The sequence below is a fragment of the Mycolicibacterium neoaurum genome (assembly GCF_036946495.1).
Classification (GTDB): domain Bacteria; phylum Actinomycetota; class Actinomycetes; order Mycobacteriales; family Mycobacteriaceae; genus Mycobacterium; species Mycobacterium neoaurum_B.
On record NZ_JAQIIX010000002.1, the window covers coordinates 187,591 to 204,968 of the forward strand.

Genomic DNA, 17,378 nt, shown 5'->3' on the forward strand with positions numbered 1-17,378 from the left:
ACCTGACGACAGCTTCGCACCGCGCGAGCGTGCGCGCAGCCTTTTTGACGCACACGTCAGTAGACGGCATCGCCGAAAGCACTCACCCCGGTCCGCATCGCGAACCGGGGTGAGTGTGTGCGCTGTGATCAGGCGTTCTGGGCAGACAGCTTGCGGTACTCCAGCACCGTGTCGATGATGCCGTAATCCTTGGCCTCGGCGGCGGTGAGGATCTTGTCCCGGTCGGTGTCCTTGCGGATGACCGCAGGATCCTTACCGGTGTGCCGAGCCAGGGTGGTGTCCATCAGGCTGCGCATGCGCTCGATCTCGGCGGCCTGGATCTCCAGATCCGACACCTGACCCTGGATCGCCCCGCCGACGGCGGGCTGGTGGATCAGAACGCGGGCGTTCGGCAACGCCAGCCGCTTACCGGGGGTACCGGCGGCCAGCAGCACGGCGGCGGCCGAGGCGGCCTGGCCGAGGCAGACCGTCTGGATGTCGGCGCGGACGTACTGCATGGTGTCGTAGATCGCCATCAACGAGGTGAACGAGCCACCCGGGGAGTTGATGTACATGGTGATGTCGCGATCAGGATCGAGCGATTCGAGCACCAGCAGCTGGGCCATGATGTCGTTGGCCGAGGCGTCATCCACCTGGACGCCGAGGAAGATGATGCGCTCCTCGAACAGCTTGTTGTACGGGTTGGACTCCTTGACACCGAAGCTGGAGTGCTCGATGAACGACGGCAGGATGTAGCGCGATTGCATCGGGTTCATTTGATACCTGCTCCTGGTCCCTCGCCGTTGACGCTGACACTGGTGATGATGTGGTCGACGAAACCGTATTCCAGGGCCTCCGAGGAGGTGAACCAGCGGTCGCGATCGGCGTCGGCTTCCACCCGCTCCAAGGACTGACCGGTGAACTGGGCGTTGAGCCGGTTCATCTCCTTCTTGGTCAGTGCGAACTGCTCTGCCTGGATGGCGATATCGGCGGCGCTACCACCGATACCGGCCGACGGCTGGTGCATCATGATCCGGGCGTGCGGCAGGGCGTACCGCTTGCCCTTGGTGCCGGCGGCCAGCAGGAACTGACCCATCGACGCGGCGAGGCCCATGGCGTAGGTCGCCACATCGCACGGCGCCAGCACCATGGTGTCGTAGATGGCCATACCCGCGGTGACCGAGCCACCGGGTGAGTTGATGTAGAGGTGGATGTCCTTGGTGGGGTCCTCCGCGGCCAGCAGCAGAATCTGCGCGCACAACCGGTTGGCGATGTCGTCATCGACCTGGGTGCCCAGGAAGATGATCCGCTCGGCGAGCAGTCGCTCGTATACCGAATCGATGAGGTTGAGCCCCGACGTGCCACCACGCATGTCAGTCACGGCTGGATACCTGCTTTCTTCGAGTTGTCGTACTCGTTCACCGACATTAACGAACGCGCGGCGAAGAGCACGCCCCGACAGGCGCGCTTTCGCTCACAGCGTCACTCCGAGGAGTCGTCGCTCTTCTTGTCGGACTTCTTCTTGGCCTTCTTCTTGTCCTTCTTCTCCGACTTCTCGGCGGCATCCTCATCGGCGGCGGCGTCGGCGTCGGCGGCCGGCGCCTCGACGGCCAGATCCTCGGCTGCCTCGGCCTCGGCGGTCTCCTCGCCACCGGCCGGGCCGAAGAACTCGGCGGTGTCGACGACGTTGCCCTCGGTATCGGTGACGGTGGCACCGGAGACGACGGCGGCGATGGTCAGGCCACGGCGGACATCGGCGAACATCGCGGGCAGCTGGTTGTTTTGCTGCAGCACCTGCAGCAGCTGCTGCGGCTCGATGCCGTACTGCCGAGACATCAGCACCAACCGCTCGGTCAGATCGGCCTGGCCGACCTGGATGTCGAGCTTGTCGGCGACGGCGTCCATCAGCAGTTGGGTCTTGACGGCCTTCTCGGCCTCGTTGCGGGTGTTCGTGTCGAACTCCTCGCGGCTGCTGCCCTGCTCAGTGAGGCTCTCGTTGAACTTGTCCTCATCGTGGTCGAGACCGTGGATGGCGTTGTGCAGGGTGTCGTCGATCTGCGCCTGCACGATCGCCTCGGGCAGCGGCACCTCGACATCGGCGAGCAGGGCCTCGAGGGCCTTGTCACGGATCTGCTCGGCCTGCTGGATGCGCTTGACCCGCTTGACCTGCTCGACCAGGCTCTCCTTGAGCTCGTCGATCGTGTCGAATTCGCTTGCCAGCTGCGCGAACTCGTCGTCGGCCTCGGGCAGCTCGCGCTCCTTGACCGACTTGACGGTAACGGTGACCTCGGCCTCCTGGCCGGCGTGCGGGCCGGCGGCCAGCGTGGTCGTGAAGACCTTGGACTCACCGGCCTTGAGCCCGATGATCGCCTCGTCGAGGCCGTCGATGAGCTGGCCGGAACCGATCTCGTGGGACAGGCCCTCGGTGGCGGCCTCGGGCACCTCGGTGCCGTCGACAGTGGCCGACAGGTCGATGGAGACGAAGTCGCCGTCGGCGGCGGCGCGCTCGACACCGGTCAGGGTGCCGAAGCGGGCACGCAGGTTCTGCAGCTCGGTATCGACCTCGTCATCGGCGATCTCGATCGGGTCGACGGTGATCTTCAGCGCGGTCAGGTCGGGCAGCTCGATCTCGGGGCGGATGTCGACCTCGGCGGTGAACACCAACTCCTCGTTGTCCTCGAGCTTGGTGACCTCGATATCGGGCTGGCCGAGGGGCTGGAGCTCCGCGGAGGTGACGGCCTCGCTGTAGCGGCTGGGCAGCGCGTCGTTGACGACCTGCTCCAGGACCGCGCCGCGGCCGATGCGGGCCTCGAGCAGCTTGCGGGGGGCCTTGCCGGGACGGAATCCGGGCAGCCGCACCTGGCCGGCCAGCTGCTTGAACGCGCGGTCGAAGTCTGGCTCCAGCTCGGTGAAGGGCACCTCCACGTTGATCCGGACCCGGGTCGGGCTCAACTTTTCGACGGTGCTCTTCACTGCGTTACTCCTCGTAGATGGTTCGGTGTTGCTCGTACGGTCGGGGTGACAGGATTTGAACCTGCGGCCTTCCGCTCCCAAAGCGGATGCGCTACCAAGCTGCGCTACACCCCGTGCCTCTTCGTGCCTGTCTTCGGTCGACACGCACGCACGCCGACCACGCGAGATACTACGGGCATGTGTCGCGACGCCATCAATTGGATTTGATCGCGCCTTCGCTAGTACAGTCTCCGATGCACCGCATGCGGGCGTAGCTCAATGGTAGAGCCCTAGTCTTCCAAACTAGCTACGCGGGTTCGATTCCCGTCGCCCGCTCAGACGCAGAACGGTCCTACCGGCGGAAACGCTGGTAGGACCGTTTTTCGTGGGGTTCACGTACGGGTCAGCCGCCGAGCTTGGTGGCCAGCTCGGGGCACTCGTACTTGACGGCCACCGTGACGATCGTGGTCAGCACATCGGGTGACAGCCGGCTGCCCATCTGGATCAGCACATCGACCACATCGGAGACCGAGTCGTTGAAACGGCTCTCACCCATGATGCAGGCCAGTGACAGCTGATCGGCGATCGCGTCGTCGGGCCCGTCGATACCGGCGGCGCGCACCTCGTCCAGGGCCTGTTGCGAGACACCGGGTGTTCTGGTGGGCGGCGCCTTCGTGGTGGTCCGCTTCGGTGCGCTCGACGTGTACGGCGTGAGGTCATCCGGTGCCGTCGCCACCCCGGTGGTGCTGCTGCCGCACCCGGCGATCAGGACCGCCCCGGCCATCCCCCATGCCGCAACCGCCGTCTTGCCCATCGTCGCGTTGCCCATGTTTCCTCCCCCGCCCCGCCGTGCCGATACAACCGTATCGCCGCCGTGAAGGGTCAGCGGTCATCATGGGCGAGATCGTTGACGACGGTGATCGGCAGCAGCACCCGTTCGGTGCGGTGCGCGGAGAACCCGGCATAGAACAACCGGACGTGGACGAACCATCGGATCGACGAGTGCACCGCACTGGCCGACGGAGCCGCCTCGATGGGCACGGGCAGATGGAACGGCAGGACCACCTGACTGTCACGTGCCAGCCGGATCCGGTCGCCGACCAGGACGGCCGGGCCGTCGAGTGCACCGCCGCGCGCGGCCCGAGGTCCCGACGGATGCGACAGCCGGCACTTGCGCCAGCAGACCGCCACGTCACCGTCCGGCAGATCGGCCGTCGGCGCCAACCGCAGCTCACCGCGTATTGTGCTGCCCGCCAGTACGATACGGTCGTTCAGAGTGATGTCGATGACGGTCGCCCCATCGCCGGCGAGCGTCTCCACCGCCCCCTGCTCGGCCGAGACATCGGCCGGTCCCACCAACACGTCGAACTCCCCGTGCGCGTCGATATCGCGGCCGCCGCGCTGCACCACCACGCGGCAGGACCACCGCACCAACTCCGGCGAGGACGGCGGCGCCCACACCGGGACGGTGAAACGTGAGGTCACCGCCAGCGGTCGGGCCGGTTCGACGGTCAACGGCTCCTCGGCGATACCGACCCAGTCGTCGGCATCGCGTTCGCCGCTGCTGTTCGCACCGACGCCGCCGAACAACCAGGCGGCGCTGTCCGCGTCGGCCAGAACGGAGTCGGGCCGCCCGGCCCAGTGATACCGGTAGTAGTTGGTGTAACCCCACTGCAGCACCGCCGTCCGTACCGAACCTAGCGGCCGCCCACTGGACACCACCGCGGTCACGGTCTGCCCCGGTGTCAGTACCGCGGGTGCGATATCGACGTAGACCACAGGCGGGCGCCCGAAGGGGTTCATCAGGGCGGAGCTACTTGGCCTGGCTCGCGGCGTACTCGTCGGGCCTGTTGCGCTTCATCCACGCGCGCACGGGCCAGAAGATCACCCACAGCACCGCGTACCCGGCACCGTAGAAGGCCAAGGCGATCGCCATCCCCACCACCCACGCCGGGTAGACGATGATCAGACAGAACTGCACCACCTGTTTGAGCACCGGCGGCTGACCGTCCGCCATCGCCAGCACCGACCGCGGATGCAGCGCCTGCAGCATCCGTCGCGTCGGTGACACCTGCGGTGTTTCGGGATCATCTGTCGACACGGCCGTCTCCTGCGATCATCTGTATGCCTGCGGCTGGACTACCCGACGCTAGCGCCGTGGGGTTGGATCTTCGTTGGACCCGTCGGGAGGTGTCGGTGCAGTATCAGGTTCTGGGCTCGGTGTCCGTCACCGACGGCGGAGTCGTGCTGTCCCTCGGCGGATTCCGTCAGCGTGCGGTACTGGCGGTCCTGCTGCTGTCCGTCGACCGCACCGTCGATGTCGACACCCTCGTCGAAAATGTCTGGGACGGTGCACCACCGGCCAAACCGCTGACCTCGCTGCGCGCCTATGTGGCCAATCTTCGGCGCATCATCGGCGCGGACCGACTGGTCACCGCCGACCACGGTTACCGCCTACGGCTGGGCTCGGACTCGTTGGACAGCAGGGTCTTCGAGTCACTCGCCGGCCGGGGTCGGCGACTACTCGACAGCGGCGACCCGGCGGCGGCCCACCGTTGCCTGTCGCGGGCCCTGACATTGTGGCGGGGCCAGCCGCTGACGGACTTTCGCAACAGTTCCTGGGCCGAACACGAGATCCAGCGCTTGACGGCGATCCGCGCCGATGCCGTCGAGGCCTGCTATGAGGCCGCCCTTCTGCTCGGCTCGGCCGATGAGCTGATCACCGGTCTGGTGAGCGAGATCGCCACGTACCCGATGCGCGAGCAGCTCTGGGCGCAGCTGATGTTGGCGCTGTATCGCGCCGGGCGACGCTCGGATGCGCTCGCCGAGTACACCCGCCTGTGCCGGCTGCTCGACGAGGAACTCGGCGTGCAACCCAACGCCTCGGTGGTACAGCTGGCAGATGACATCCGCACCGAGTCGGAGGCACTCCTCTGGCGGGTCCCCACACCTCGGCCCGCGGTGCGCCGGCCGGCGGACGGGACCCGAATCTTCGGTCGCACCAGGGAACTGACTCGACTGCACGACATGCTCGGCGCCGGCACGGTGTCGGTGCTCGTGGGTGAAAGTGGTGTCGGCAAGACGGCGCTGGCAGCCGAGCTCGCCCGCTTCGCCGACGAACTCGGGATGCCCGCCGTCTGGGTCGGACACGCTGCCGGTATCCCGACCCCGCCGACGTGGGCCTGGAGCGAAGTGCTGCGTGCCGTGTCACCGGAGCACCCAGCCGAGACGGCCTTTCCGGCCGAAGGTTTCGCCCGCGTCCGCGCCATCGCCGACGCGGTGGCGGGCGCCGTATCCGGCCCCACGGTGATCGTGCTCGATGATCTACATCGCGCCGATGAGACGACCCATCAGGTACTGGAGCTACTCGCGGTCGATGCCCATCGCAGACCACTGTTCGTCCTCGCCACCTGGCAGGACGGTGCACCGGATCAGCCTATGCGCGCAACGGATTTCGACCGGGTGTGGGGACGCAGCGATGTCACCGTGATCAGGTTGCGGGGACTCGACGACACCGCCACCGCCCAGCTGATCGAGAACATCTCCGGCCTGGTGCCCCGGTCCGAGCTGGTCAGCTCCTTCGAAGAGCGCACGGGCGGAAATCCTTTCTATATCAAGGAACTCGCCCGGCTGCTCCATGAGAACGGCCAGTTGAATCCCACCACCGCGAACATCTCGGGATCCGATGTCCCCGATGCCGTGGCCGGTGTCATCCGGCGGCGCACCGCTGCCTTACCCGCCGCGACGCGCTCCGTCCTGGACGTCGCGGCACTGCTCGGTGGTGAGTTCGAGATGGCCGTCGCCGCCGGGGCACTCGGTCTCGATGAGCGCGAGATCACCGTCCGCTTGGACCAGGCGCGCGATGCCGGACTGATCGTCGACGCCGGTCCGGGTCGGCTCAGATTCGGGCACGGCCTGGTGCGCGACGCGCTCGCCGCCCAGCTGCGCGGCTCGGCCCGAGCCGGCATGCACGCGGACATCGCACGCGCCTACGACGGTCTCGGCCGCACCACCTTCGACCATGTACTGGCCGCGGCCGAGCACGCGTGGCATGCGCACAACGCGTTGGATCCCGACGTTGCGATCGCGCTGTTGGATCGTGCACGGTCGGCCGCGTGGTCGAGGTCCGGCTACCGCCAGGTGGCCCAACTGTGTGCGAACGCGCTCGACATATGCGACGCCCTCCCACCTGGCGCCGACCGCCTGGACAAACAGGCCGAGCTGTGGCTGCAACTGGTCGCGGTGCGGGCGGTGACCGAGGGGCAGACCTCACCAGCATTGCGCGAGGCGCTTCGGAACCTGAGCGAATTACGTTCTCAGGAAAGTCAATTCACCTTGGAGGCGGCGTTCAGCTGCCTGGAGGCCAGCGGCGCGGGCCGCTACCGCGAGGCCGGCGCCATCGCCAACGCGCTGATCGCGGTCTATGCCGACAATGCCGAACCGACGGCAGGTTCGGCGGGTTACTACCTGTCGGGCCTGGTGTCGTTCTTCACCGGCGATATCGACGCCGCCGCCACAGCCATCGATATCGTGGTGGACGGGCTGCCGGCCGTCGACTGGCAGCGCCTCGGACATCTGGCCACCTTCGACGTGCGCGGCCACGGAATCGGAGCATGGCTGGCCGCGTTGCGCGGCGACACCGCCGCGGTGGACGTCTGGATCCATCGCGGTATTGCACTGGCCGATGCCCGCAACGATGTGTTCGGGCGGTCGATCGTGCGGATATCTGCGCTGCAGACGCGCGCGATCACCGGTGCTCACGACGGTACAGCCGAGCTGGCCGACGCGGTGCACACCGAACTCCGAGAGCATGGCATCGACCAGTTGGCGGCCTCGGCTCGGGTGATCGGCGCCTGGGCACGCGCACTGGGCCCGGGCAGGCCCGACACCGCCGACGAGCTCCGCGACGCCATTGCCGAACACGCCCAGGACGGTACCCGGATCTTTCTGCCGATGTACTACGCACTGCTGGCCGACGTCGAGAAAGCCTGCGGACGAGTAGACATCGCACACGGTGTGTTGGAGTCGGCATCCTCCACGGCGGCGGCCACCGGGGAGCGCGTTTGGGACGCGCAACTGGCGGCACGCCGTGATGCGCTGCGTACCGCCGTCACATCCTAGGGCGAGATCGTCGTCTGGTTGTCGACCAAATCGGTTGCCGTGGTCAGGATTTCCGACTCGGACTCGGCCGAGTAGGCATTCAGCTGCAGCACATACAGACCGTCCTGGCCGGGTATGACCACCGTCTTCTGGGCGATCATGCCCTGCGTGCCGTCGGCGTCATAGTGACCACCCAACGCGACCGCGTCGAACCCACCCAACGAACTGCGCGCCCCCTGTTCGGGACCGTCGAAGCCGGGGATGTTGTTGAGTTCCCCCGAAGCCAGCTCCAACACCTCTGCGGGATCGACATTCCCGGTCAGCTTGGACAGGATCGCCAAGATTCTCGGCGGATTGTCCGGCACCGCGCTGGAGGTGTAGACGATGGCTCCGTAGGGCGCCACATCACCCAACTCGTCCGTCGGCTCCCAACCGTCGGGCACCGGAAGATCGATCACGGGTCCGGGATCACCACGCCGGATCACGGTCTCGGTGATGCCGTTCTCGGCCACATAGTCGCCGATCGTGCGGTTGGGCCCCGCGACCTCGGACGGCGTGCTCACCGGAGTCTTGGTGGCGGGTTGCGCCTTCGCACTCGTCGACGACGCCGATCCGGACGAGCTGGTGGCCGAGCTGCTCGTCGAGGACTCCGGTGCATCGGACTTGCCCGAACACCCGCTGGCCGCGACGGTGACGGCCACGGACACCAGCACAACGGCGGCGAACTTGTGGGTACTCAGCATGGGCGTGCTCCTATCGATAGATGCTCAGTTGTCGGTGAGACAGGCGTCGGCACCGTTGATGACGCCGTCCCGGAAGTGACGGATCCGTTCGAAGCCGGCGCCCTGACGCTCGGTGTCACCGCTTCCGCGGAACACCAGCAGCGCGGTGATCGCCTCGTCGAGGTCTCCTGGTGATATCTGGTAACTGCTTGTCGCAGAACGGTTACCCATGATGACGCCGGCCGTGTAGGCACCGGCCAGGCAATCGCTGCGCAACGACTGGGTCCGGTCGTCGGAGGTGTCTCCGAGGCGGGTCAGGGCGGCCAGTCCGTACTGGGTTGCCAAGAGTGTGGCGACGGCGTAATCACCACCCTGGCGGTAGATCTCGGGCATCGCATCGACGTTGTCCCAACCCACGTAATCCTCGGGCACGCAGTAGAACAACACGTACCCCTCGGTCGAATTTCCGCCACAGCTCGGCGGATTGGCGGGATCGAAAGCCTCGGCACCCCGCAACGGCACCCACCGCCGGCCCGAGGTCAGTTCGGGGTAGAGCTGAGTCCAGTAGTCCTCCAGGTCGTAGGGCACCCCGTTGACGATGGACTCGTACGGTGCGTCACCGCCGCGGGCCTCGTCCACCTCGTCGGCGAAGGGCAACTCCAGCACCATCGGATCGTCATCGCGGTAGCCCTTGCATGCCGCCAATCCGTTGTCGTAGCCGTCCTGGAACGCACCGACCCTGTCGAAACCGCTGCCGTGGGCATTCGGATCGACCTTGCTGGTGCCGGGGTTGTCCCGCAGCTCAAGGATGCCGGCGACCGCGGTGTCGAGTTGGGCGTCGTCGAGATCGAACACGCCGGTGTCCCTGGCGTGGCGAGCCCACCCACCGGCGAAACAGTCCGCCTGTAGCTCACGGGTGACCGTCCGGGCGGTGAAGTTCGACCGGGCCTGAATGGCGTGACCCCACTCATGGGCCATCACGATCGGGATGACGAAGTCGCCGAACCGCGCCTGCAGGTCCGGCAACAGACCCTCGGCATCCCAGGCGACCACGTCGGCACTGGAGCAGTAGAAGGCGTTTCCGGCGACCTCACTGGCATCATCGGCACACGGTGGCGCCGCGTCGGTCGAGGGCATGACGGCATAGAGGCCGCCTTCCACCGGGGTATAGGCCTCGCCGTACAGCTCGGGGAACTGGTCGGACCAGAACTGCTGCAGGTCGGTGATCGCCTTGATCGCCTGGACGTTGACCGGGGCATCGGGGTCACCGGTGATCGTCACGGCCGGTTCGATCGATGTCGACGGCGCCGACGCCCCACCGCCATCGGACGACGAAGCCGCACATCCGGCGACCATCAGCGCAGCGACCAGCGTCGCCACCCAACTCACCTGCATGGCGGCAAGGTAGCCACGGCGGGTTGGAACCACATTGGAGCCGCCAGGTACATCGTCATCCAACCGCGATGCAACGGCCGTGCGGTCGTCACCTGGGCCGACGGCGCGCGACGTACGGTGGCCGGAGTCATCGGAACCGACTGGAGGTCGAGCTGTGCACCGGTCCCCCGTCGTGTCCGTGCACGGCAGCTGCGTCGACGATTTCGCCGGGGTGCGCGATGCCTTCGAGCGGAACTTCAGCGAGCGCGGTGATATCGGCGCCGCGGTCGCCGTGTGGGTCGATGGTGATCTGGTGGTCAACCTCTGGGGTGGCAGCGCCGACGCGGCGGGCCTGCGACCCTGGCGGTCCGACACGTTGGCGAGCATCTACTCCGGGTCGAAGGGGCTGACGAGTACCTGCATCCACCTGCTGGCCGACCGCGGCGAGCTCGATCTGGACGCCCCGGTCGCCCGGTACTGGCCGGAGTTCGGGCAGGCCGGCAAGGAGAACATCACCGTCGCGATGGTGCTGGCCCATCGCTCCGGGGTGATCGGGCCGCGGCAGCGGCTGCGCCCGGAACAGACGCTCGACTGGGACGGCGTGTGCGCGCGGATCGCCGGGTCGCCGCCGTGGTGGGAACCGGGTACCGCGCAGGGCTATCACATGGTGACGTTCGGGTTCATCCTCGGCGAGCTGGTGCGGCGGGTCACCGGAGGCACCCTCGGCAGCTATCTGCGCACCGAGATCGCCGAGCCGCTCGGTATCGACGTTCATGTCGGACTGCCCGCCGTCGAGCACCACCGGTGCGCCGAGATGATCAACAAGCCGCACATCCGCGATGTACTGGCAGGCGGAGGCGCGCCGGGACAGCCGACCAGTCTGGACGAACACCCGATGGCGGGACTGGCGGTGGCCATGGGATTCGTGCCCGACGACGAGCTGGGATCGACCGATATCGACAGCTGGCGCGCCGCGGAGTTCCCGGGAACCAACAGCCATGTCAGCGCGCACGGTCTCGCGACGTTCTACAACGCACTGGCTCAGGAGAAGCTGCTCAGCCGGGAGTTGATGGAGCGGGTTCGAGTGTCCCAGGGCGGATTCGACACCGATGTCGTCCTCGGCGCCCGGGTCGCCGATCACGGCTGGGGCCTCGGTTACATGCTCAACCAACGGGGTGTGGCGGGACCGAACACCGCGATCTTCGGTCACGGCGGTTCGGGCGGGTCGTTCGCGTTCGTCGACCTGGAACACCGCATCGGCTACTCGTATGTGATGAACCATTTCGACGCCACGAAATGCAACGCCGACCCGCGCACGCTGGCGCTGTCCAACCAGGTCTACTCCGCGCTCGGCGTGAAAACGGCCTGACCGCGCCGGACTTCGCCGCGGGTGAGCTTCGCTGTGATCAGGCACAGGAAGCCCCGTTGGGCTGTCGGTACGCTGGGAACATGAACGGCGTACTCGTCATCCTCATCGTGCTCGTCATCGCGGCGATCGCCTTCGTCGTGTTCAACTCGTCGCAGGCCAACGACCGCAAGTCCGCCGAGTCACTGGCCGATGCCAAGGCCGATGCCCGCCGGGTGATCGAACGCCTCGGCGGACAGGTGCTCAACATCACCGGCAATGACGATGCCTCCAAGCAAGCGATGGCCGACGCATCCGAGCGGTACACCGCCGCGTCCTCGCAGATCGAGCAGGCCACCACCGCCAAGCAGGCCGCACTGGCCAAGGAGAGCGCCATCGAGGGCCTCTACTACGTCCGCGCGGCGCGCACCGCGATGGGGATGGATCCCGGTCCGGAGCTGGAATCCCTTGCCGGACAACGCACCGCCGGTGCCGTCACCGAGGATCGCCGGGTGGAGTTCGAGGGCAGGCAGATCGAGGCTTCCCCGACACCGTCGGAGCGCACCCCGAACTACTATCCGGGCGGGCGCGTCGCGGGGCGTCCGGTGCCCGCGGGCTGGTACTCCGAGCCGTGGTGGAAGCCGGCCCTGGTGGCGGGCGCCTGGGGTCTGGGCTCGGCGATGTTGTTCAGCGCGATGTTCAGCGGGATGTCCGGTGTCGGTTACGACGCCCAGGCCTTCGAATCCGGTTACGGCGACGGATTCCAGGACGGGCTGGCCCAGGGTGAGCTCGGCGACGGTGGCGGTGTCGACCAGAGTGGCTGGGACGGTGGCGATCAGGGTGGCTGGGATTCCGGCGGCTGGGACGGCGGCGGCGATTTCGGTGGTGGCGACTTCGGCGGCGGCGATTTCGGCGGGTTCGACTTCTAGCCGCGGCACGAGATCGTTAGGGTGCTCGGGTGACTCCGAAGACGCATGAGTTGGGGCTGACGGTCCCACCGCCAGCCCCGTAACTCCAGATTCCTGGCACGCGTGTTCACGCACGCGTGCGGGTGCCGGCCGTGGTGACGAGATGAATCCCCATACCTCTCACCGTGGAAGCGTCGATGCCTCGTACCCTCTATCTGCTTGCCCTGGCTGTATTCGCCATGGGCACTTCGGAATTCATGCTCGCGGGCCTGGTGCCCGATATTGCCGCCGACCTCGGCGTCCCGATCGGCGCAGCCGGTCTGCTGACCTCGCTGTTCGCCGCCGGGATGGTGATCGGCGCACCGCTGATGGCTGCCTGCGCGCGCCGGATCCACCTCCGCGCGAGCCTGGCCACCTTTCTGCTGGTCTTCGCGGCCGCCCACGTGGCCGCCGCGACGACGACCAGCTTCGCACTGCTGCTCAGCACCCGGGTGCTCGCCGCACTGGCCAATGCCGGCTTCCTCGCGGTGGCACTCCGGGCGGCCACCGCCTCGGTCGCGGCCGACCGCCGGGGACGTGCGCTGGCAATCCTGCTGGCCGGCACGACGGTCGCGATGGTGTTCGGTGTGCCCGCCGGGGCACTCATCGGAACACTTCTCGGTTGGCGAGCCACGTTCTGGGCGGTGGCACTGTTGTGCATACCCGCGCTCATCGGCATCGTCGCGGGGATCCGCAGCAGGCCGTCACCCGATACCGAACAGGTGTCGCTGCGCACGGAGCTGACCCAACTGCGCTCTCCCACACTGGCTGTGGTGATGGGGCTGACCGCCGCGGTCAACGGCGCGACGTTCGCGGCATTCACGTTCCTGGCGCCCGTGGTGACCGACATCGCAGCGCTGGACCGCTCCTGGATCAGCGTGGCGCTCGTGCTTTTCGGGGCGGGTTCGTTTCTGGGGGTGCGCCTGGCCGGTCTGCTGTCCGATGACCGGCCAGGCACCGTGTTGTTCACCGGCGGGCCACTGCTGGTGCTGGGCTGGGTGTTGCTCGCGGCCTGGGCCGCGCATCCGTGGGCGCTGCTCGCCCTGGTGTTCAGCCAGGGTGTGCTGTCCTTCGCGGTCGGCACCACGCTGATCACCCGCGTGCTCTACGCCGCGTCCGGGGCACCGACCATGGCGGGTTCCTATGCGACCGCCGCGCTCAACCTCGGCGCGGCGTGCGGGCCCGTTATCGCCGGGCTGACGTTGACCGGCCCCGCAGGCACCCTCGGGCCGGTGTGGACGGCGGCCGCGCTGTCCGCGGCCGGGGTCCTGTGCGCATTGCTCGCCCGGAACCTGGTGACCGGATACATCTAGAGGCGGCTCTCCAACCTCGCGGTGACACTGGCCTCCTGCAGATCGAGGCGTTCGAGCATGGCGCGCACGGCCTCGTCCTCGATGCGGCCGTCTTCGAGCTCGGCGATCAGCGCGGCCCGCTGGGCACCGAGCACCGCCCGGTAGACCGTCGAGAACACCTCGGCCCGTTTGGTCGGCGCACCCGGATCGGGCATCTCATCGGCGTCCTGCGCGTGCCGGGCGATCACGGCACGGATCTCGGCGACCAGTTCCTGGTTGATGCCCGCCGGCGGGTGTGCGTGAAAATCGGCCAGCACATCGTCGGCCGCCCGCTGCACCACCTGCTCGGCCTTGATCTCCTCGGCCCGGTCGGCGGCATGATCGTCGTTGAATCGCGACAGGTGCAGGCGCCGGATCAGCCATGGCAGCGTCGAACCCTGGATCAACAACGTCCCGACGCTCACCACAAATGCGATCGCCTGGATGGTGGCGCGCTCAGGAAACGGCTCACCGTCGATCGTGGTGGCCGGGATGGCAGCGGCGGCTGCCAAGGTGACCACCCCGCGCATCCCGGTCCAGGAGACCACCACGTTCTCCTGCCAACTCAGCGAGCGGCGGTCGATCCGGGAGCGCCATCTGGCCAGCGGCCGACCCCGTGTCGGGCCGCGGCCGGTATCGGGCGCCGGCACACTCCATTTCGCCTCGACGTGGCGGGCGAGCTTGCTGCGGCCGAACATCAGGAACACCGATACCGGCCGGACCACCAGGACCAGCACCAGCACGATCGCCGAGGCGACCGCGACCTGGGTCAGCGATTCGTGTGCCTCCTGCAGATCCTCCAGCACGAACCGCAGGTGCAGGCCGATGTAGGCGAAGACGAAGGCCTCCAGCAGCACGTCGACGGAGTTCCACACATAACGTTCCTGGAGTCTGGTCTGGTAGCCGGCCGACAGGGTTCCGCTGCCGACGACGAATCCGGCCACCACGACCGCCAGCACCCCGGAGCCGTGGATCTCCTCGGCCACGATGAACGCGGCGAACGGGACCACCAGCCCCTGCACCGTCTCCAGGCCGGGGTTGGCCAGCCGCCGGCGGATCCACAGGGTGATCCACCCGAGCAGCGCACCGACGGCGGGTCCCACCACGGCGCTGTAGCTGAACAGCAACACGGGATTGTCGATGAAGGTGCGGGTACCGGCCACCTGTGCCACCGCGATGCTGAACAACGTCAGCGCGGCGGCATCGTTGATCAGGCTCTCCCCGGTCAGGATCGCCATCACCTTCTTCGGCAGCCCGAGCTTGCGGCCCACGGCGACGGCGGTCACCGCGTCCGGCGGGGCAACGATCGCCCCCAGCACCAGCGCGGTAGCGAAGGTCAACGGCACCAGCACCAACCACGCCGACACCGCCGCCACGGTGAACGCGCTGATCACCACCAGGCCCACCCCGAGGCCGAGGATCGGTCGGATATTGCGCAGGAATGTCGGGAAGGAGAAGTTCAGTGCCGCCGAATACAACAGGGGTGGCAGCACCACCGTGAGCAGGATGTGCGAGTCGAGCTCGGGCGGTTCGAAATCCGGCGCGAACGACACGGCAATGCCGACCATCACGATGATCAGGGCGGGTTCCAACCCGCGCCGATGCGCGATGGCGGTCACGACGATGGCCCCGACGACCACGAGAATCAACTCCACCGCAACGATTCTCCCTGCCCGCCGGTGTGCCCGCCCGGCAGGCTCAGGTCTGGCAGGTGGGGCACCAGAACACGTTGCGCGCCTCCAGTTCGGCGGTGCGCACCGGTGTCCCACAGACCCGGCACGCTTCGCCCGCGCGGCGATAGACGTAGGTGCGGGGCCTGGCCTCGCGATAGGACGGCGCGCCGCGATCGTGTTCGGGACGGACGACGACGATCTTGCCGCGACGCACCCCGACCTTCATCAGCGAGACGAGGTCGGTCCACATGTCCTCGAACTCGCCACCGCCGATATGGGTGCCGGGCCGGTACGGGTCGATCTGGTGGCGGAACAGCAGCTCGCTGCGGTAGACATTGCCGACCCCGGCCATCACCTTCTGATCCATCAGCAGCCCGCCGATGGTGCGGCGCGACTTGGTGATTCGCTGCCACGCCAACTCGGGATCGGCATCGGAACGCAGCGGGTCGGGGCCGAGCCTGGCCAGCACATCGTCGACTCCCCCGTCGTCGATCACCTCACACGCCGTCGGTCCACGCAGGTCGGTGTAGTGGTCTCTGCCCACCATCCGCATCCGGACCGCGCCCACCGGCGCGGGCACTGCGCCGTCCTCGCCGAGCGCCGCCTCGGTGAAGCTGCCATACAGGCCGAGGTGCACATGCACCACCGCGCCGCCGTTGTAATGGTGGAACAGGTGCTTACCCCAGGCATCGGCGGTGCGCAGCACCCGGCCGGATACGGCGGCCGCGCCCTCGGTGAAGCGGCCCTGTGGGCTGGACACCGTGACCGGGGCCCGGCCGAACCGCTTCTGGTGCAGCCGGGCCAGCCGGTGCAGCGTGTGCCCCTCCGGCATCGGTCAGACCGCGATCAGGCCGGAGCTCCGGGCACCGGCGGTGCGACGTGGTCGACCTCGTAGGCGGCCAGGATGTCGATGCGACGCTGGTGGCGTTCGGCCTCCGACCACGGGGTGGCCAAGAAGGCATCGACGATCGCGAGCGCCTCCTCCTCGCTGTGCATGCGGCCACCGAGGCCGATCAGCTGGGCGTTGTTGTGCTCGCGGGCCAGCTTCGCGGTCTCCACGCTCCACGCCAGCGCACAGCGGGCACCGGGCACCTTGTTCGCGGCGATCTGCTCGCCGTTACCCGATCCGCCGAGCACGATGCCCAGGCTGTCCGGGTCGGCGACCGTCTTGACCGCGGTGTCGATGCAGAACGCCGGATAGTCGTCATCGGCGTCATAGCTGTAGGCGCCGCAGTCGATCGGCTCGTGGCCGGTCTTCCTGAGGTGCTCGATGATGGTCTTCTTGAACTCGAACCCGGCATGGTCGGCACCGATGTAGACGCGCATGGCGGTAACCCTACTAATCGGGCCCCGCGTCCCCTCGGCCCACCTGGTGCGCGGACAACCCGTCGAGCAGCACGCCCAGCAGGCGCGGCGTGCGTTCGGCCCACTCGTCGGCCTCGACGTGGGCCAGGAACCAGGACAGCAGGACGACGTCGCGGGCGTCGACATCTGCGCGCAGGACGCCGGCGTCACGGCCCGCCGCGAGCAGGGCGCCGAGGGCGTCGCCGAGTTTGCCCGGTGTGCGCGAGGCGATGTCTCGCCAGACCGACGCCTCGACCGCGGCCATCACGCCGAACTTCACCCTGGCGTACTCGGCGAGGTGCCCGAACCATTGCCGCAGCGCCGCCACGGGCGGCTGCTGTTCGACCAATGCGTATGCCAGCGCGACCAATTCGTCGATCTCGTCATCGTAGAGCGCGCGCATCAGATCGTCCCGGGTGGCGAAATGGCGGTACAGCGTCGCCTGGCCGACACCGGCCGACCGGGCGACGGCACTGAGCTTCAGTTCCCCGGGTTCCACCACCAGCCGCCGCGCCGCATCGATGATGGCCGACCGGCTGCGGGCGGCGTCGGTGCGCTCGGCCATCTCCACCTCCACCTTGAAAACGGACAACTTGTCCGTTTATATGGAA

16 protein-coding genes and 2 tRNA genes are annotated in these 17,378 nt (G+C 67.7%); 5 read left to right on the top strand and 13 right to left on the bottom strand.

All coding sequences use genetic code 11. The annotated features are described in order from the left end of the window. Window positions 1-128: 128 nt before the first annotated feature. From PGN27_RS06330 to PGN27_RS06345, 4 genes are all read right to left on the bottom strand, one after another. Window positions 129-755: an ATP-dependent Clp protease proteolytic subunit gene (locus PGN27_RS06330; protein WP_030133728.1), complete on the bottom strand. Its 627-nt coding sequence runs from the start codon at window positions 753-755 to the stop codon at window positions 129-131. Then, window positions 752-1,351 carry an ATP-dependent Clp protease proteolytic subunit gene (locus tag PGN27_RS06335; protein ID WP_030133729.1) on the bottom strand — a complete coding sequence of 200 codons (600 nt, stop codon included), beginning with the start codon at window positions 1,349-1,351 and terminating at the stop codon, window positions 752-754. Before PGN27_RS06335 ends, PGN27_RS06330 begins: the two co-directional genes overlap by 4 nt. Window positions 1,352-1,461: 110 nt before the next feature. Continuing rightward, window positions 1,462-2,952, bottom strand: a complete 1,491-nt coding sequence (tig, locus tag PGN27_RS06340; protein ID WP_335325401.1) for a trigger factor — start codon at window positions 2,950-2,952, stop codon at window positions 1,462-1,464. Between the two features lie 40 nt (window positions 2,953-2,992). Then, window positions 2,993-3,066, bottom strand: a tRNA-Pro gene (locus PGN27_RS06345). Window positions 3,067-3,196: 130 nt separating this feature from the next. Here PGN27_RS06345 and PGN27_RS06350 point away from each other — a divergent pair. Then, window positions 3,197-3,267 (top strand) — tRNA-Gly (locus PGN27_RS06350). 67 nt (window positions 3,268-3,334) lie between these two features. On the opposite strand, the gene PGN27_RS06355 is transcribed toward PGN27_RS06350, so the two are convergent. Genes PGN27_RS06355 through PGN27_RS06365 form a run of 3 tightly spaced genes read right to left on the bottom strand, consistent with a single transcriptional unit; the run spans window position 3,335 to window position 5,032 of the window. Then, complete coding sequence (locus PGN27_RS06355; protein ID WP_335325402.1) at window positions 3,335-3,760, bottom strand: hypothetical protein; 426 nt, start codon at window positions 3,758-3,760, stop codon at window positions 3,335-3,337. A gap of 53 nt (window positions 3,761-3,813) precedes the next feature. Then, window positions 3,814-4,734: a hypothetical protein gene (locus PGN27_RS06360; RefSeq protein ID WP_335325403.1), complete on the bottom strand. Its 921-nt coding sequence runs from the start codon at window positions 4,732-4,734 to the stop codon at window positions 3,814-3,816. Window positions 4,735-4,744: 10 nt separating this feature from the next. After that, on the bottom strand, window positions 4,745-5,032 hold the full coding sequence (locus tag PGN27_RS06365) for a hypothetical protein (protein ID WP_335325404.1): 288 nt from the start codon (window positions 5,030-5,032) through the stop codon (window positions 4,745-4,747). A 56-nt stretch (window positions 5,033-5,088) separates the two neighbouring features. On the opposite strand from PGN27_RS06365, the gene PGN27_RS06370 reads away from it, so the two are divergent. Then, on the top strand, window positions 5,089-8,052 hold the full coding sequence (locus PGN27_RS06370) for an ATP-binding protein (RefSeq protein WP_335325405.1): 2,964 nt from the start codon (window positions 5,089-5,091) through the stop codon (window positions 8,050-8,052). On the opposite strand, the gene lpqN is transcribed toward PGN27_RS06370, so the two are convergent. Together lpqN and PGN27_RS06380 are read right to left on the bottom strand one after the other, a co-directional pair. Further along, a complete protein-coding gene (lpqN, locus tag PGN27_RS06375) occupies window positions 8,049-8,774 on the bottom strand; it encodes an envelope biogenesis lipoprotein LpqN (protein WP_335325406.1) in 726 nt (241 codons plus the stop codon). The two genes, PGN27_RS06370 and lpqN, sit on opposite strands and share 4 nt — an antisense overlap. Before the next feature lie 24 nt (window positions 8,775-8,798). Beyond that, on the bottom strand, window positions 8,799-10,148 hold the full coding sequence (locus tag PGN27_RS06380; protein ID WP_335325407.1) for a neutral zinc metallopeptidase: 1,350 nt from the start codon (window positions 10,146-10,148) through the stop codon (window positions 8,799-8,801). 154 nt (window positions 10,149-10,302) lie between these two features. On the opposite strand from PGN27_RS06380, the gene PGN27_RS06385 reads away from it, so the two are divergent. The 3 genes from PGN27_RS06385 (at window position 10,303) to PGN27_RS06395 (ending at window position 13,732) form a co-directional block, all read left to right on the top strand. Next, window positions 10,303-11,496, top strand: a complete 1,194-nt coding sequence (locus PGN27_RS06385; RefSeq protein ID WP_335325408.1) for a serine hydrolase domain-containing protein — start codon at window positions 10,303-10,305, stop codon at window positions 11,494-11,496. 80 nt (window positions 11,497-11,576) lie between these two features. Beyond that, a complete protein-coding gene (locus PGN27_RS06390) occupies window positions 11,577-12,401 on the top strand; it encodes a DUF1542 domain-containing protein (RefSeq protein WP_335325409.1) in 825 nt (274 codons plus the stop codon). A gap of 176 nt (window positions 12,402-12,577) precedes the next feature. Continuing rightward, window positions 12,578-13,732: a Cmx/CmrA family chloramphenicol efflux MFS transporter gene (locus PGN27_RS06395; protein ID WP_335325410.1), complete on the top strand. Its 1,155-nt coding sequence runs from the start codon at window positions 12,578-12,580 to the stop codon at window positions 13,730-13,732. Here PGN27_RS06395 and PGN27_RS06400 read toward each other — a convergent pair. Genes PGN27_RS06400 through PGN27_RS06415 form a run of 4 tightly spaced genes read right to left on the bottom strand, consistent with a single transcriptional unit; the run spans window position 13,729 to window position 17,359 of the window. Next, window positions 13,729-15,405 carry a cation:proton antiporter gene (locus tag PGN27_RS06400; RefSeq protein WP_335325411.1) on the bottom strand — a complete coding sequence of 559 codons (1,677 nt, stop codon included), beginning with the start codon at window positions 15,403-15,405 and terminating at the stop codon, window positions 13,729-13,731. The two genes, PGN27_RS06395 and PGN27_RS06400, sit on opposite strands and share 4 nt — an antisense overlap. Window positions 15,406-15,448: 43 nt before the next feature. Then, on the bottom strand, window positions 15,449-16,255 hold the full coding sequence (locus PGN27_RS06405; protein ID WP_335325412.1) for an Fpg/Nei family DNA glycosylase: 807 nt from the start codon (window positions 16,253-16,255) through the stop codon (window positions 15,449-15,451). A gap of 14 nt (window positions 16,256-16,269) precedes the next feature. Beyond that, window positions 16,270-16,749 carry a ribose-5-phosphate isomerase gene (locus tag PGN27_RS06410; protein ID WP_335325413.1) on the bottom strand — a complete coding sequence of 160 codons (480 nt, stop codon included), beginning with the start codon at window positions 16,747-16,749 and terminating at the stop codon, window positions 16,270-16,272. Between the two features lie 13 nt (window positions 16,750-16,762). Then, window positions 16,763-17,359, bottom strand: a complete 597-nt coding sequence (locus PGN27_RS06415) for a TetR/AcrR family transcriptional regulator (RefSeq protein WP_335325414.1) — start codon at window positions 17,357-17,359, stop codon at window positions 16,763-16,765. Window positions 17,360-17,378 lie beyond the last annotated feature (19 nt).